Origin of the sequence: Brevibacterium ihuae (assembly GCF_900184225.1) — a bacterium.
GTDB classification, from domain to species: domain Bacteria; phylum Actinomycetota; class Actinomycetes; order Actinomycetales; family Brevibacteriaceae; genus Brevibacterium; species Brevibacterium ihuae.
The window spans coordinates 225,117-239,678 of record NZ_FXWZ01000002.1; the positions used below are offsets into that span (position 1 = coordinate 225,117).

Here is a 14,562-nt window from a genome sequence, read left to right on the forward strand (position 1 = left end):
TCCCACACATCATAGGCGTCCTCGGCGGTCGGGCGCATGTGCCACGATGGAGGGATGCCCGCACAGCCCCCGGGGGAGACCCCACCGCGCGACGGCGCCCTCCCCGCCTCCGCGGCGCACGGTGCCGAGGACCGCACCTTCAGCCTGTACGTCCACGTGCCCTACTGCCGCGTGCGCTGCGGCTACTGCGACTTCAACACCTACACCGCCGAGGAGCTCGGCCCCGGAGCCTCGCGGGCGGACTTCCGCGACGGGATCCGGGCGGAGCTCGACCTCTCCGTCCGGGTGCTCGAACGGGCCGCGGTGCCCGGCAGACCGGTGGAGACGGTGTTCTTCGGCGGAGGGACCCCCACCCTGCTCCCGGCCGAGGTGCTCGCCGGGGTGCTCGACGACATCCGGGCGCGCTTCGACCTCGCACCCGGCGCGGAGATCACCACCGAGGCCAACCCCGACACCCTGAGCCCGGCCTACCTCGCGATCCTCGCGGCGGCCGGATTCACCCGGGTGTCGCTCGGCATGCAGTCGGCGGTGCCGCATGTGCTCGCCACCCTCGATCGGACGCACGACGCCGCCCGGATCCCCGAGGTCGTCGCCTGGGTCAAGGACGCCGGCCTCGACGTCAGCCTCGATCTCATCTACGGCACGCCGGGGGAGTCGCTCGCCGACTGGGAGACCACGGTGCGGGCGGCCGTCGGATGCGCGCCCGACCACGTGTCCGCGTACTCGCTCATCGTCGAGCCGGGAACCCGGATGGGGATGCAGGTGCGCCGCGGGGAGCTGCCCATGCCCGACGACGACGACCTCGCCGACAAGTACGAGCTCGCCGAATCGCTCCTCGCTCCCGCCGGGTACGCCTGGTACGAGGTGAGCAACTGGGCCCGCGGGCCGGAGCACCGCTGCCGGCACAATCTCGCCTACTGGCGCAATGCGGACTGGTGGGGCTACGGGGCCGGGGCGCACTCGCACATCGGCGGCACGCGGTTCTGGAACGCCAAGCACCCGCGGGCCTGGGCGGACCGGCTGCGCGCGGGCGATTCGCCGGCGATCGGTCGGGAGGTGCTCGACGCGCCGGTCCGGGAGCTCGAGAGGATCATGCTCGCCGCCCGCATCGAGCACGGTCTCACGATCGCGTCGCTGCCGGCCGGGGCCCGCGCGACGGTGCAGGAGTTCGTCGCCGAGGGTCTGCTCGAGCGGTCCGCGGCCGAGGCCGGCCGCTGGGCGCCGACGCTACGCGGACGCCTCCTCGCCGACGCGATGGTCCGCAGGCTCGCCGATCACCTGGGGTGAGGCGGCCCGCCCGGGATCAACGGAAGAACGGGATCGCCGGGCGCAGACGGAGAACCGTGCCGGTGAACCCCGCGGCGGCTGCCGCGATCTCGGCGACGGTCCAGTAGAGCACGAAGAGGAGCGAGGGGAGCAGGAGGAGCGCGGCGCGCCCGTCGGTTGCCTCGGCGAGGGCGGCGACGACCATGCCGACGACGAAGACATAGGTCACGGCGGCGAGGGCGACGGTGATGACGAGGTTGAGCGACTGCCGGCAGTGCTCCCTGACGAAGGGCGATGCACGCCGACCGTAGGCGTAGTACATGATCACCGGGGCGAGGGCACCGAGGACGAGGGCGGTGAGGAGATGCATCGATCCGGCGACCGTCGTCTCGGTGGAGTCGGCGCGCCACAGTCCCTTCCCGCGCGAACCGTACGCCGCCTCGGGGATGAACCGGGAATCGAACGGCCCCCGCCGGCGGCGGAGCCGGTGCGAATCCGCTGGGCGGGCGCGCTCGTCACCGGATGAACTCGATGACGAGCGGGATGCGGTACCCCGCTCCCTCGTTCGCCTTGACGCACGCGATGATCTCGAAGGCGGCGAGGGCCAGCAGCGGGAGGAGCGCGGCGTAGACGATGACGAAGCCGAGCCCGAAGGTCACGAGCGCGAGGACGAAGCCGAGGATGCCGGACACGATGAATCCCGCGATCGTCCAGAGGAGATAGCTGATCTGGGCGTTGAGGGCATGGCGCGCATGATCGCGGATGAACGGCGACTCGTCCTTCTTGAGCACGAACAGCACGAGCGGCACGATGAATCCGGTGAGGAGGGCGCCGAGGTGGACGAACATCGCCATCTGGCGCTCGTCCGGATCGGCCTGCCAGTACCGGGCCGAACCCGGCCCGTGCGCGCCCACCGGATGGGGCCCGGTCAGCGGGACGCCCGCCCGGGCGGATCCCGGCGGCGGCCGGTGGAATGGGGGCTGGGCATGCGCAGGCTGCTGCGGGGGAGGGACGTGTCCGTGCGGGTGCGGGTGTGCCATGGGGAATCCGGGGGAGGGACGTGTCCGTGCGGGTGCGGGTGTGCCATGGGGAATCCTCTCGAGGGGCCGGGACGAGGACGCGCCCCGCTCCGGGGTTCGGCGCGGGGCGCGTGCGGTGGGTCGGATCAGGTCACTTGACCATGTCGGCCTTCATCGGGATCCGGTACCCCTCGCCCTTGTTCGCGGCGACGGCAGCGATGATCTCGAAGATCGCGTAGACGATCGCCGGGATGAAGGCGAGCCAGATCGTGAAGATGCCGATGATGACGAACATCAGCGGGATGCTGATGAGCATGATGCCGTACATGAGGATGGCGTTCATGATCTGCGCGTTGAGCGACTGGCGTGCGTGCTCGCGGACGAAGGCGGACTCGTCCTTCTTCATGATGAACATGATGAGCGGCATGATCCAGCCGATGAGGAGGGTGCCGATGTGCGTCCACATCGCCGCCGAGCGCTCGGCCTCGGTGGGCTGCCAGAACTGTGCGGAGCCGGCGCCGTAGGCGTGCGGGGGCAGCGGGTGGCGCAGGCCCGGGCCCGGAGGCCGGCTCTGCTGCATCCCGCCCATCGCCGGCCGGCCGTAGGGCTGCTGGCCGTAGGACTGCGGCTGGGAGCCGTAGGGCTGCTGCGGCTGGGACCCGTATGCCGGCCCGCCCTGGGGCTGGGATCCGTACGCGGGTCCGCCCTGCGGCTGCGAACCGTACGGCTGCTGCGGTTGGGAGCCGTAGGGCTGCTGGGGCTGGGATCCGTACGCGGGTCCGCCCTGCGGCTGCGAGCCGTAGGGCTGCTGCTGGCCGGAGGTGTAGGTGGGGGGCATGGGTCGGCCGGGATCCTGGCCGTAGGGCTGCTGCGACATGCGGGGAACTTCCTTTCCGAAGCGGCGCGCACGGATGCGGTACGGTCCTACGCTATGCCACCGCGCCTCTCGGCGCATGCCCCGGGTGTTCCGATTCGGCCACACCGGCGGTCGGCCGGGCGGTCCGGGGGACCGGCGACCGGCCTCAGCCCGCCTCCGGATCCACCGTGACGAAGTCGATGAGCTCCTCGACCCGACCGGAGAGCGCCGGGTCGACGTCGGCGATCGTCGACACCGAGCGGAGTATCCGCTGCCAGGCGCGGGCCACGTCGCGGTGGTCGCGGGCCGGCCAGCCGATCCGCCGCAGCACGCCGGTCTTCCAGTCCTCGCCGCGCGGCACCGCGGGCCAGGCCGGGATCCCCACCACGGCGGGACGCACCGCCTGCCAGATGTCGACGTAGGGGTGGCCGATGACGTGCACCACCCCGGCGAAGCGCGGATCCCGGGTCACCGCATCGGCGATGCGCATCTCCTTCGTTCCCGCGACGAGGTGATCGGCCAGGATCCCCACGCGGTGGTCCCGGTCGGGTGCGAACTCCGCGAGCTTCGCGGCGACGTCGTCGAGCCCGCCGAGCGGCTCGACGACGACCCCCTCGACCCGCAGGTCGTCGCCCCAGATCTTCTCGACGAGCTCGGCGTCGTGCTTGCCCTCGACCCAGATCCGGGAGCCGCGCGCCACCCGGGCGCGGGCCTCGGGCACGGCCACCGAGCCCGAGGCGGTCCTCCGGGGCGCGCGGGTGCGCGGTGCGGGGCGGACGAGCCGCACGGGAGCGCCGTCGATGAGGTATCCGGGGCCCAGCGGGAACGGGCGGGACCGACCGCGCCGGTCCTCGAGATGGACGACGTGCCCGGCGGTCGTCTTCTCGAAGCCGACGACGGCTCCGACCCAGCCGCTCTCCGCATCCTCGACGACGAGGCCGGGGGCGACGGGCACCTCGCGCGATTCCGGGCGTCGGCGGCTCCGGGGCGAGGAGGCCGACAGCACATCGCGGCCGTAGGGGTCGTGGTAGGTCATCCGGCCACTGTAGACGGCGAACGGCGGGATGCGCGGGAGGTCGGCGCGGGGGCGGCGCCGGTTTTGGGGGTCGTCGGCACTCCGGCGTAGGATTGGCACTCGAATCGTCGGAGTGCCAGAAGGGGGAGCGTGATGAATGACGGCCGCCGCGCCCGCGTGCTGCGGGCGATCGTCGAGGACTACGTCGCCACCAACGAACCCGTCGGCTCCAAGGCGCTCGTCGAGCGCCACGGGCTCCAGGTCTCCTCGGCCACGATCCGCAACGACATGGTCGCGCTCGAGCAGGAGGGCCTCATCGCCCAGCCCCACACCTCGGCCGGGCGGATCCCGACGGACAAGGGCTACCGGATGTTCGTCGACCGGCTCGACGAGGTCAAGCCGCTGTCGGCGGCGGAGAAGCGGGCGATCGCCCGGATCATCGAGCGGCCCGTCGACATCGACGACATGCTCGACCGGACCGTGCGGCTCCTCGCCTCGCTCACCCACCAGGTCGCCGTCGTCCAGTACCCGATGGCGACGACCTCCCGGGTCAAGCACCTCGAGTTCGTCGACATCGCTCCGCACCGGCTCCTCGTCGTCCTCATCACCGACTCCGGGCAGGTCGAGCAGCGCATCGTCGACACCGGGGCCCCGCTCGGGGAGACGGAGATCGCGCTGCTCCGCGACGCCTTCAACGATGCGCTCGACCGGGTCCGACTCGACCGGGTCGCGGCGGCATGCGAATCGGCGGCGGTGCCGCCGGTGCTGCGCGACACCGCCGCGGCGATCGGCGAGGTCATCAGCGATCTCGCCCGCTCGACCCGGCAGGACCGGCTCGTCATGGCCGGGACGGCGAACCTCGCCCGCTCCGGCCGGGACCTCGGCGCCCACATCGGCCCCCTGCTCGAGGCGTTCGAGGAGCAGGTCGTCCTGCTCAAGCTGCTGACCTCGATGGTCGCCGAGACCGGCCGGGTGAGCGTGCGCATCGGGCGGGAGAACCCGGTCGAGTCGTTCGCCGGCACCTCGGTCGTGGCGACCGGCTACGGCACCGACGACTCCGAGGCCAAGCTCGCCGTGCTCGGCCCCACCCGCATGGACTACCCGACCACGATGGCCGCAGTGCGCGCCGTCGCCAAGTACGTCTCCGTCATCCTCTCGGAATAGCAAAGGACCTCGCGTGAGCGATCACTACGCAACCCTCGGCGTCGAACGCGACGCCACCCCCGACGAAATCAAGAAGGCCTACCGCAAGCTCGCCCGAAAGCTCCACCCCGACGTCAACCCGGGGCACGAGACCGAGTTCAAGGAGGTCGCCGTCGCCTACGAGATCCTCTCGGATCCGAACAAGCGGAGGAACTACGACCTCGGCGGCTCGGGCTCCGGGCAGGGCTTCGGCGGAGGCGACTTCGGCGGCTTCTCCGACCTGTTCGAGACCTTCTTCGGCGGAGGCATGGGCGGCGGCCGTCCGCAGCCGGCCTCCCGCCGCCGCCGCGGCAAGGACGCGCTCATCGAGGTCGAGATCGACCTCGAGACCGCCGTGTTCGGCGGCACCGAGACCATCGAGATCGTCACCGCCGAGGCCTGCGGGACCTGCGACGGTGAGGGCGCCCGGCCGGGCACCTCGGCGGAGACCTGCTCCCTGTGCCACGGCACCGGCAGCATCCAGCAGATGACCCGCACCCTGCTCGGGCAGATGGTGACGAACCAGACCTGCAACAACTGCGGCGGCTACGGCACCCGCATCACCGACCCGTGCACGAACTGCGGCGGCGACGGCCGCGTGCGCGCCGAGCGCTCGCTGCCCGTCCGGGTCCCCGCCGGGGTGTCCGACGGCGTGCGCATCAAGCTCGCCGGCCAGGGTGAGGTGGGTCCCGGCGGCGGTCCGGCCGGCGACCTCTACCTCGAGATCTCCGTCGCCGACCACCCGGTGTTCACCCGCGACGGCGACCACCTCCGCTGCACCCTCACCGTGCCGATGACCGCGGCCGCGCTCGGCTCCGCGGTCCGGCTCGAGACCTTCGACGGCACGCAGACGATCGAGATCGAGGCCGGGCTGCAGTCCGGCACGGTCAAGCGGCTCGCCGGGCTCGGCGCCACCCGCCTGCGGCACGGTTCGCGCGGGGACCTCCTCGTCACCGTCGTCGTCCAGACGCCGGCCAAGCTCGACTCCCGACAGCGCGAGCTGCTCGAGCAGCTCGCCGAGGCCCGCGACGAGGTCGAGCCCGAAGCGCTCGTCGGAGAGCCCTCGAAGAGCCGCTTCAGCAGGATCCGCGAACGGTTCGCCGGCCGGTGACGCTGCCCGTCTACCTCGCGGCGGATCTCGCCGGGGCCGCCCCGGGAGCGCGGCTCGACTGCGGTCCCGAGGTCGCCGGGCACGCGGTGCGGGTGCGCCGGATGCGGGTGGGGGAGTCCCTCCAGCTCGTCGACGGCCGCGGCCTGCGGATCACCGGCACCCTCGTCGAGGCCGCGCCGGATGCCCTCACGCTCGAGGTCGCCGCGGTCGCGCGCGAACCCGAGCCGGATCCCGCTCTCATCCTCATCCAGGCGCTCGCCAAGCAGGACCGCGACCTCCAGGCGATCGAGGCCGCGACCGAGGTCGGCGTCGACGGCGTGGTCCCCTGGGCCGCGCAGCGCTCGATCGCCGACTGGCCGGCGAAGAAGCACGCGAAGATGGCCCAGAAGTGGGAGAACACGCTCCGCGCGGCGACCCTGCAGGCACGCCGCAGCCGCGTGCCCGCACTCGAGGAGCTGCGGCGCGGCACCAGCCTCGTCGAGGCGATTCTGCCCGGCGACCACGTGCTCGTCCTCCACGAGGAGGCCGAGGCGCACCTGCCCACCGGACTCGCACAGGCGCCCCGGGACGCCCGGCGGATCGTCCTCGTCGTCGGACCCGAGGGCGGGATCGCTCCGGAGGAGATCGCCGCCTGCACCGCGACGGGAGCGGTGCCGGTGCGCCTCGGCGACACCGTGCTCCGCGCCTCCTCGGCCGGGCCCGTGGGACTGGCGCTGTGCCAGACCCTGCTCGGCCGCTGGGCCGACCCGCCCGCCGCCCCGGACCCGAACGGATAGACTGACGCCGGTGCACACCGCAGCGAAAGGACACCCTCTGAACGTCGACACCCAGCCCTCCCGGGTCCGCCTGTCCGTCCCGGACGGCATCGATCTCGTCTCCCTCTTCGGCCCGGCCGAGGCCAATCTGCGCACGCTCGAGGAGCTCGCGCCGGACGCCTCCATCCACTGCCGCGAGCGCGACCTCACCGTCGAGGGCCCGGCGGCGACCGTCGATGCGCTCGTCGCGACCGTCGGCGAGCTCAAGAAGCTCGTGGCGGCCGGCCACCGGATCGACCCGGAGACCGTCGAGCGGGTGCACCGGATGGAGGTGCCCGGCGCCTCGGCCGCCGACGTGCTCGGGGAGAACATCCTCTCCTCCCGCGGCCGCACCGTGAGGCCCAAGACCTTCGGCCAGCACCAGTACGTGTCGGCGATCCGGAACCACACGGTGACCTTCGGCATCGGACCGGCGGGCACCGGGAAGACCTATCTCGCGATGGCGATGGCGGTCAACGCGCTCCAGCACAAGGACGTGTCGCGGATCATCCTCACCCGGCCCGCGGTCGAGGCCGGTGAGAAGCTCGGCTTCCTCCCGGGCACGCTCAACGAGAAGATCGACCCCTATGTGCGACCGCTCTACGACGCGCTCCACGACATGATCGAACCCGACCGGATCCGGCTCCTCCTCGATTCCGGGACGATCGAGGTCGCGCCGCTGGCGTACATGCGCGGCCGCACCCTCAACGACGCCTTCGTCATCCTCGACGAGGCGCAGAACACGACGCCCGAGCAGATGAAGATGTTCCTCACCCGGCTCGGATTCAACTCGCGCATGGTCGTCACCGGGGATGCGACGCAGATCGACCTCCCGGGCGGCACCCGGAGCGGGCTCAAGGTCGTCCGCGACATCCTCTCCGGCGTCGACGACATCGAGTTCTGCGAGCTCACGAGCAAGGACGTCGTGCGCCACAGCCTCGTGTCCGCGATCGTCGACGCCTACGACCTGTGGGCCGCGGCGGAGGAGTCGGCGCCGGTCCGGAGCCACGGGCGGAAGGGCGGCCGGTCGTGAGCGTCGAGATCGGCAACGAGACCGAGCACGCGGTCGAGCTCATCGAGGTCGAGGCGCTCACCGCGCACGTCCTCGAGCAGATGGGCATCCATCCGGGCGCCGAGGTCTACATCCGCTTCGCCTCGGAGGTGGCGATGAGCGAGCTCCACGTCGAGTGGATGGACCTGGCCGGCCCGACCGATGTCATGTCCTTCCCGATGGACGAGCTGCGCCCGGGGGACACCGACGCCGAGGGGGTGCTCGGGGACATCGTCATCTGCCCGTCCGTCGCGGCCGAGCAGGCGCAGCGGGCCGGCCACACCCTCCACGACGAGATCCTCCTCCTCACCGTCCACGGCCTGCTCCATCTCATGGGGTACGACCACGCCGATCCCGAGCAGAAGGAGGAGATGTTCGGCCTCCAGCGACACCTCCTCCTCACCTGGTTCGCCGACCGGGAGCCGGGGCGCACCTCCGTCCCCGAACCCACGGAGGACTGACCGATGATCCTCACCTTCTTCCTCCTCGCGCTCGTCTGTCTCGCGGCGGCGGCCGTGCTCGCCGCCGCGGACGCCGGACTGTCCGCCGTCTCCCACCACCAGGTCGCCGACGCCGCCGAGGACGGGCGCCGCGGCGCCGGCCAGGTCATGCGGATCCTCGCGGACCTGCCGACCCACATCAACGTCCTCACCTTCGTGCGGCAGGTCTTCGAGGCGATGGCGACGGTGTTCGTCGCGATGGCCTACAACGTCGTCTTCGACGCGAGCTGGCAGATGGTGCTGTGCACCGTGCTCACCGCCTCGATCGCGGTGTTCGTCATCGCCGGCATCTCACCGCGCACCATCGGCCGGCGCCGTTCGCTGTCGGTCTCGCTCGCCCTCGGTTGGCTCATCAGCGGACTGCGCACCGCGCTCGGCCCGTTCGCCCGGGTCCTCGTGTGGATGGGCAACATGCTCACCCCGGCGAAGGTCTACCGCGACGGTCCGCTCGTGTCGGAGGAGCAGCTGCGCGACATCGTCGATCGCGCCGACGTCATCGAGGACGACGAGCGGGACATGATCAGGAGCGTGTTCGACCTCGGCGACACCCGCACCTACCGCGTCATGGTCCCGCGCACCGACCTCGTCACCGTCGATGCCGCGACCCCGCTGACGAAGGCGATGACGCTGTTCCTGCGCTCGGGGTTCTCCCGGGTGCCGGTCATCGACGAGGACGTCGACGACATCATCGGCGTGCTCTACCTCAAGGACGTCGCCCGCCGCCTCCACGCCCACCCGGAGCAGCGGGACCTGTCCGTCCGCGAACTCGCACGGCCGGTGGCGTTCGTGCCCGACACCAAGGCCGTCGACGACCTGCTGCGGCAGATGCAGCGCGAGAGCACCCACGTCGCCGTCGTCATCGACGAGTACGGCGGGACGGCCGGGCTCATCACCATCGAGGACATCGTCGAGGAGATCGTCGGCGAGATCGACGACGAGCACGATGTGTCCGACGAGGACATCGTCGAGACCGCTCCCGGGGAGTACCGCGTGAGCACCCGCACCCAGATCGAGGATCTCGCTGAGCACTTCGACGTGCGGATCGAGGAGGAGGAGGTCACCACCGTGGGCGGCCTCCTCACCAAGGAGATCGGGCGGGTGCCCATCGAGGGCTCGGCCGCCGTCATCGCCGGCCTCCACATCCGGGCGCTGCCCGGCCAGGGGCGCCGCCACCGCATCACCCACGTCGCCGTCACGCAGGAGAAGGAGGCGGTCGCCCCGTGACCTCGCTCATCGATCCGAACGTCCCGGAGGGGCACCGCGCCGGATTCGCGTGCTTCGTCGGCCGGCCGAACACCGGGAAGTCGACCCTGACCAACGCGCTCGTCGGCGCCAAGGTCGCCATCACCTCGGCGAAGCCGCAGACGACCCGCCACACGATCCGCGGGATCGTCCACCGGGAGGACCACCAGCTCGTCCTCGTCGACACCCCCGGGCTCCACCGTCCGCGCACCCTGCTCGGCGCCCGGCTCAACGACCTCGTGATCTCCACCCTGGCGGAGGTCGACGTCATCGGGTTCTGCCTGCCGGCGAACGAGAAGATCGGCCCCGGCGACCGCTACATCGCCGAGCAGCTCCAGCACGTCGCCCGCCGCACCCCGGTCGTCGCCCTCGTCACCAAGGTCGACACCGTCGAGCGGGAACAGGTCGCCCGCGCGCTCATGGCGGTCGGCGAGCTCGGCGAGTTCGCCGACATCGTGCCGGTGTCCGCGCGCGACGACTTCCAGGTCGACACCGTCGACACCGTCCTCGCCGGGCACCTGCCGCTGTCCCCGCGGCTGTACCCCGACGGGGAGCTCACCGACGAGCCCGAGTCGGTCATGGTCGCCGAGCTCGTCCGGGAGGCGCTCCTCGAGGGCGTGCGCGACGAGCTGCCCCACTCGCTCGCCGTCCAGGTCGAGGAGATGGGTCCGCGCGAGGGCCGCGACGAGGACCACCCGCTGTGGGACGTCCACGTCAACATCTATGTCGAGCGCCCGAGCCAGAAGGCCATCGTCATCGGCAAGCGCGGTGCCCGGCTCAAGGAGATCGGCAGCCGCGCCCGCCAGGGCATCCAGGCCCTGCTCGGCACCCCGATCTACCTCGACCTCCATGTCAAGGTCGCGAAGGACTGGCAGCGCGACCCCAAGCAGCTCGGGCGCCTCGGCTTCGACTTCTCCTGAGCGCGGCCGGGATTCGGTGCCGGGCGGGCCGGATCAGTACCGTTCGACCGAGCACGCGGCCCGGACCCGTCCATCACCGACCCGCCTGGGTAGACTGGCACATTGTGAATGCATCGCAGATCGTCGCGCTGACGGACCGGAACCCGCGGGTCGCCCCGGATGAGCTCATCTCCGGGCTGGTCCCGCCGCCGCACTTCGAGTCCGTGTCCTTCGACAGCTACCGTCCCGATCCCGCCCAGCCGTCCCAGGCCGAGGCCCGGGACACGCTGCGGGATTTCGTCACCGCCAAGCCCAAGCAGGGGATGCTCGCCAGGCTGTTCGGCGGCGGGGCGAAGCAGGAGGGCGCGAAGGGCGTCTACCTCGACGGCGGATACGGCGTGGGCAAGACCCACCTCCTCGCCTCGGCCTGGCACGCGCACGAGAAGCCCGCGACGTTCGGCACCTTCGTCGAGTACACGAGCCTCATCGGCGCCCTCGGATTCCAGAAGGCGCGTGAGCAGCTCTCGCAGATGAAGCTCGTGTGCATCGACGAGTTCGAGCTCGACGATCCGGGCGACACGGTGATGATGTCGCGCCTCATGCGCGAGCTCACCGATGCCGGCGTCAAGATCGTCGCCACCTCGAACACGCTGCCCGGCGCTCTCGGCCAGGGGCGCTTCGCCGCCCAGGACTTCCTGCGCGAGATCCAGGCGCTGGCCGACCAGTTCTCCGTCCAGCGGATCGACGGCGACGACTACCGCCACCGGGGTGCGCCCACCCCTCCCGAGGCGCTCTCGGCCGCCGAGCTCGACTCGGTCGCCGGATCCGCCGAGGGGGTCGTCGCCCGCGACGACTTCGGCGCCCTGCTCGATCACCTCTCCACCGTGCATCCCTCGCGCTACGGACGCATGCTCGGCGACATCGACGCGGTCCTCTGGGACGACGTCGAGACCATCGAGAACGAGGGAGTCGCACTGCGCTTCGTCGCGCTCGTCGACCGGATGTACGACCGGAGCGTCGACATCCACAACTCCGGAGCGCGCCTCGACGCCGTCTTCACCGACGACATGCTCGCCGGCGGCTACAAGAAGAAGTACATGCGCTGCCTGTCGCGCCTCACGGCTCTCGCCGGCGACGAGGAGCGCTGACCGATGAAGATCATTCCCGCCGAGGTCCCGCCGCTCGCTGACAACGTCGACCAGGCCGCGCCCGGCGAGGTCGCCGATCTGCTCCGGTTCGCCCCGGGCAATCGGTTCGCCGCCGTCGACCCGTCCGCGACCCCCGGGTTCAGCGGAGGGAAGGCCGACGGGAAGATCGCCCAGGCCTTCGATTCCGCGGTTCTCGCCGACCTGCAGGAGCGGCTCTTCGCCAATGCGGCGGTCAACGGTCTGCACAACGCGGTGCTCCTCGTCATCCAGGGTCGGGACAGCGCCGGCAAGGGCGGGCTCGTCAAGCATGTCGTCAGCGCTCTCAGCCCGCACGGCGTCGAGGTCGCCGCGTTCGGCGTCCCCACGGCCGAAGAGGCCGCCCATCACTTCCTCTGGCGCGTCTACAAGCGGCTGCCGCGGTGGGGCAACATCGCGGTGTTCGACCGCTCCCACTACGAGGACATCCTCGCGACCCGGATGCACGACCTCGCGCCGGAATCGGTGTGGAAGGACCGCTATGACGTCATCAACGAGTTCGAGGAGGGGCTGCACGAGAGCGGGATCCGCATCGTCAAGATCATGCTGACGATCTCGCCCGAGGAGCAGGCGGAGCGGCTGCGCGATCGGCTCGTGCGGATCGACAAGCAGTGGAAGCACTCGGCCTCCGACCTCGACGACCGCGCGCTGTGGGACGAGTACACGACGGCTTTCCAGGATGTGCTCGACCGGACCTCACGGGCCGGAGCGCCGTGGTTCGTCGTGCCCGCCGATCGCAAGTGGTACTCGCGCTGGGCGGTCACCCGGATCCTCATCCACGAGCTCGAGCAGCTCGACCTGGAATGGCCGCGCGGGAACTTCGACCCGGCCGCCGAGCTCGCCCGTCTCGAGGCCGGCGGGCCGCAGGGGTCCTGACCGCGTCACTCGAAGCCGAGCCAGCCGGGGACGAACTGATCGGGCACCCAGTCGGGGAGGCCGATGAGGCGCAGCACGCCCCAGACGACCATGAGGACGAAGGCGCAGGTCGCCCCGGCGACGAGGACCCGCACGATCCAGTGGCTGCGCCCGAGCCATTGGGTCCAGCGGTGGAGGAGCGCCCGACCCCACAGCAGCAGATCGCGCGCCCACGTGAACTCCGAGGCGATGATCGCGACGCCGAGGAACACGATGAGCCACCCCGGGCCCGGCAGGGGCACGAGGAGGAGCCCGCCGGCGATGACGATGCCTCCGACCGTCCCCACGCACCACTTGTAGACGAACGATGCCTGCGGATTGCGGTGGATCGCAGCTCTCCAGCGGAGGAAGCGCAGACGCACCTGCCGGAGCCACGACGGCCCGTGCTTGTGGGACTTCGACAGCCATCCCGGTGGTCGTGTCTGCTGGGTGCTCACGGCACCGATTCTAGGGAGCCAGAGTGGGAGGAACCTGAACCGGGGACCGCTCCCGAGGCGCCGCATCAGCGGTCGTGCGCCCCACGTTCCCGCCTGTTCCTGCTGGTGAGGCGTCTCGGTCTGCAGTGAGTGTGAGGAGGGTCACGGCGAAGGGCCCGCCGTGGGATTTGGCATCGGGGGAGTGAGCGTATAGAGTGGTTTTTCGTTGCCGGGAAGCCCCGGTGGACATGCGGACGTGGCTCAGCTGGTAGAGCATCACCTTGCCAAGGTGAGGGTCGCGGGTTCGAATCCCGTCGTCCGCTCGGAGACAGGCCTGGCCGTCTCACGGTGGAGTGGCCGAGAGGCGAGGCAGCGGCCTGCAAAGCCGTATACGGGGGTTCGAATCCCCTCTCCACCTCAGGTTCGGTCCGAAGTGCTTCGGACAGAGCGCGATTGGCGCAGCGGTAGCGCGCTTCCTTCACACGGAAGAGGTCACTGGTTCGATCCCAGTATCGCGCACGGCAGGCCCTCACGGGTCTCCAGTGCACAGCCCTTCGGCATCTTGTCGGAGCGGATGAGCGCGATTGGCGCAGCGGTAGCGCGCTTCCCTGACACGGAAGAGGTCACTGGTTCGATCCCAGTATCGCGCACAGCAGGACGAGTGCCGGGTGGACATCCACCCGGCACTCGCCGCATTCACCCCTCAATTTACGAAGGTTCCTGAGAGCGATTCCGCGATTCTTCGCAATGTCGATGGGTGCCGGGAGGCCTCAGAACCCTCCGAACGAACAGGTGCCGAGCTGCCGTGGCGCGGGGTCCCCGTGGCGTCCCGCATCCGCTGCCGAGGTGCTCTTCCCGTTGCTGTGACGCCCGCAGGCGAGGTGACCGCCTGTTCCGGCATCCCTCGGCTGAGGTGGCCGCTCGCTCTCGGCACCGCCATTGCCGCGGTGCCCTCTCGCCTCACCGCTGAGGTGCCCTTCTCGCCACGGCGTGCCTGTGACCGGGGCTGTCGCTGGCGCTGGGGCCCGCGATGCTCCGATCCGGCATATCGATCACGCGAGACCGCATCGTGACGGGGGCGGGTCAAGTCCCTTGGAGTGGTGTAGCGGTTG

Annotated in this window: 15 protein-coding genes and 4 tRNA genes; 14 read left to right on the forward strand and 5 right to left on the reverse strand. The window is 70.9% G+C overall.

The window, feature by feature from the left end; genetic code table 11:
- The first annotated feature begins 54 nt into the window (after window positions 1-54).
- On the forward strand, window positions 55-1,287 hold the full coding sequence (gene hemW / locus C1A17_RS00975; RefSeq protein WP_101649879.1) for a radical SAM family heme chaperone HemW: 1,233 nt from the start codon (window positions 55-57) through the stop codon (window positions 1,285-1,287).
- Window positions 1,288-1,303: 16 nt separating this feature from the next.
- Here hemW and C1A17_RS00980 read toward each other — a convergent pair whose 3' ends face one another.
- The 4 genes from C1A17_RS00980 to C1A17_RS00995 form a co-directional block, all read right to left on the reverse strand.
- Window positions 1,304-1,714, reverse strand: coding sequence for a magnetosome magnetite crystal formation protein family (locus C1A17_RS00980; RefSeq protein WP_483861848.1), 411 nt, complete (start codon window positions 1,712-1,714; stop codon window positions 1,304-1,306).
- A 67-nt stretch (window positions 1,715-1,781) separates the two neighbouring features.
- Complete coding sequence (locus tag C1A17_RS00985; protein ID WP_101649882.1) at window positions 1,782-2,306, reverse strand: DUF4870 domain-containing protein; 525 nt, start codon at window positions 2,304-2,306, stop codon at window positions 1,782-1,784.
- 130 nt (window positions 2,307-2,436) lie between these two features.
- Window positions 2,437-3,162: a DUF4870 domain-containing protein gene (locus C1A17_RS00990; protein ID WP_101649884.1), complete on the reverse strand. Its 726-nt coding sequence runs from the start codon at window positions 3,160-3,162 to the stop codon at window positions 2,437-2,439.
- Between the two features lie 145 nt (window positions 3,163-3,307).
- Window positions 3,308-4,177: a DUF3097 family protein gene (locus tag C1A17_RS00995; protein WP_101649886.1), complete on the reverse strand. Its 870-nt coding sequence runs from the start codon at window positions 4,175-4,177 to the stop codon at window positions 3,308-3,310.
- Between the two features lie 132 nt (window positions 4,178-4,309).
- On the opposite strand from C1A17_RS00995, the gene hrcA reads away from it, so the two are divergent.
- The 9 genes from hrcA to C1A17_RS01040 all read left to right on the forward strand — a co-directional run bounded on the left by hrcA (window position 4,310) and on the right by C1A17_RS01040 (window position 12,995).
- Window positions 4,310-5,320, forward strand: a complete 1,011-nt coding sequence (gene hrcA / locus C1A17_RS01000; RefSeq protein ID WP_101649888.1) for a heat-inducible transcriptional repressor HrcA — start codon at window positions 4,310-4,312, stop codon at window positions 5,318-5,320.
- Window positions 5,321-5,333: 13 nt separating this feature from the next.
- Entirely contained in the window at window positions 5,334-6,449 is a 1,116-nt protein-coding gene (gene dnaJ / locus C1A17_RS01005) for a molecular chaperone DnaJ (RefSeq protein ID WP_101649891.1), read from the forward strand.
- Complete coding sequence (locus C1A17_RS01010; RefSeq protein WP_101649895.1) at window positions 6,446-7,225, forward strand: 16S rRNA (uracil(1498)-N(3))-methyltransferase; 780 nt, start codon at window positions 6,446-6,448, stop codon at window positions 7,223-7,225. The genes dnaJ and C1A17_RS01010 overlap by 4 nt, the downstream gene beginning before the upstream one ends.
- A 10-nt stretch (window positions 7,226-7,235) precedes the next feature.
- The gene (locus C1A17_RS01015) at window positions 7,236-8,276 is read left to right on the forward strand and encodes a PhoH family protein (protein ID WP_245873362.1); all 1,041 of its coding nucleotides are present in this window, start codon (window positions 7,236-7,238) and stop codon (window positions 8,274-8,276) included.
- Entirely contained in the window at window positions 8,273-8,755 is a 483-nt protein-coding gene (gene ybeY / locus C1A17_RS01020) for an rRNA maturation RNase YbeY (RefSeq protein ID WP_101649897.1), read from the forward strand. The genes C1A17_RS01015 and ybeY overlap by 4 nt, the downstream gene beginning before the upstream one ends.
- A gap of 3 nt (window positions 8,756-8,758) precedes the next feature.
- Window positions 8,759-10,018: a hemolysin family protein gene (locus C1A17_RS01025; protein ID WP_101649899.1), complete on the forward strand. Its 1,260-nt coding sequence runs from the start codon at window positions 8,759-8,761 to the stop codon at window positions 10,016-10,018.
- The gene (era, locus tag C1A17_RS01030; RefSeq protein WP_101649901.1) at window positions 10,015-10,956 is read left to right on the forward strand and encodes a GTPase Era; all 942 of its coding nucleotides are present in this window, start codon (window positions 10,015-10,017) and stop codon (window positions 10,954-10,956) included. The genes C1A17_RS01025 and era overlap by 4 nt, the downstream gene beginning before the upstream one ends.
- A gap of 104 nt (window positions 10,957-11,060) precedes the next feature.
- The gene (zapE, locus tag C1A17_RS01035) at window positions 11,061-12,083 is read left to right on the forward strand and encodes a cell division protein ZapE (protein ID WP_101649902.1); all 1,023 of its coding nucleotides are present in this window, start codon (window positions 11,061-11,063) and stop codon (window positions 12,081-12,083) included.
- 3 nt (window positions 12,084-12,086) lie between these two features.
- Window positions 12,087-12,995: a PPK2 family polyphosphate kinase gene (locus C1A17_RS01040; RefSeq protein WP_101649904.1), complete on the forward strand. Its 909-nt coding sequence runs from the start codon at window positions 12,087-12,089 to the stop codon at window positions 12,993-12,995.
- 5 nt (window positions 12,996-13,000) lie between these two features.
- Here the strand turns inward: C1A17_RS01040 and C1A17_RS01045 are convergent, their stop codons facing one another.
- Entirely contained in the window at window positions 13,001-13,471 is a 471-nt protein-coding gene (locus C1A17_RS01045; protein WP_245873364.1) for a TIGR02611 family protein, read from the reverse strand.
- 229 nt (window positions 13,472-13,700) lie between these two features.
- On the opposite strand from C1A17_RS01045, the gene C1A17_RS01050 reads away from it, so the two are divergent.
- The 4 genes from C1A17_RS01050 to C1A17_RS01065 all read left to right on the forward strand — a co-directional run bounded on the left by C1A17_RS01050 (window position 13,701) and on the right by C1A17_RS01065 (window position 14,100).
- Window positions 13,701-13,773: transfer RNA gene (locus C1A17_RS01050), tRNA-Gly, on the forward strand.
- 24 nt (window positions 13,774-13,797) lie between these two features.
- Window positions 13,798-13,868, forward strand: a tRNA-Cys gene (locus C1A17_RS01055).
- A gap of 29 nt (window positions 13,869-13,897) precedes the next feature.
- Window positions 13,898-13,969, forward strand: a tRNA-Val gene (locus C1A17_RS01060).
- 59 nt (window positions 13,970-14,028) lie between these two features.
- Window positions 14,029-14,100 (forward strand) — tRNA-Val (locus tag C1A17_RS01065).
- The last annotated feature ends 462 nt before the right edge of the window (window positions 14,101-14,562 follow it).

Bases quoted from the DNA above. Each gene is read 5' to 3' on its own strand.
- hemW (WP_101649879.1), top strand. From the start codon at position 55: ATGCCCGCACAGCCCCCGGGGGAGACCCCACCGCGCGACGGCGCCCTC.
- C1A17_RS00985 (WP_101649882.1), bottom strand. From the start codon at position 2,306: ATGGCACACCCGCACCCGCACGGACACGTCCCTCCCCCGCAGCAGCCT.
- C1A17_RS00990 (WP_101649884.1), bottom strand. From the start codon at position 3,162: ATGTCGCAGCAGCCCTACGGCCAGGATCCCGGCCGACCCATGCCCCCC.
- C1A17_RS00995 (WP_101649886.1), bottom strand. From the start codon at position 4,177: ATGACCTACCACGACCCCTACGGCCGCGATGTGCTGTCGGCCTCCTCG.
- hrcA (WP_101649888.1), top strand. From the start codon at position 4,310: ATGAATGACGGCCGCCGCGCCCGCGTGCTGCGGGCGATCGTCGAGGAC.
- C1A17_RS01025 (WP_101649899.1), top strand. From the start codon at position 8,759: ATGATCCTCACCTTCTTCCTCCTCGCGCTCGTCTGTCTCGCGGCGGCG.
- C1A17_RS01040 (WP_101649904.1), top strand. From the start codon at position 12,087: ATGAAGATCATTCCCGCCGAGGTCCCGCCGCTCGCTGACAACGTCGAC.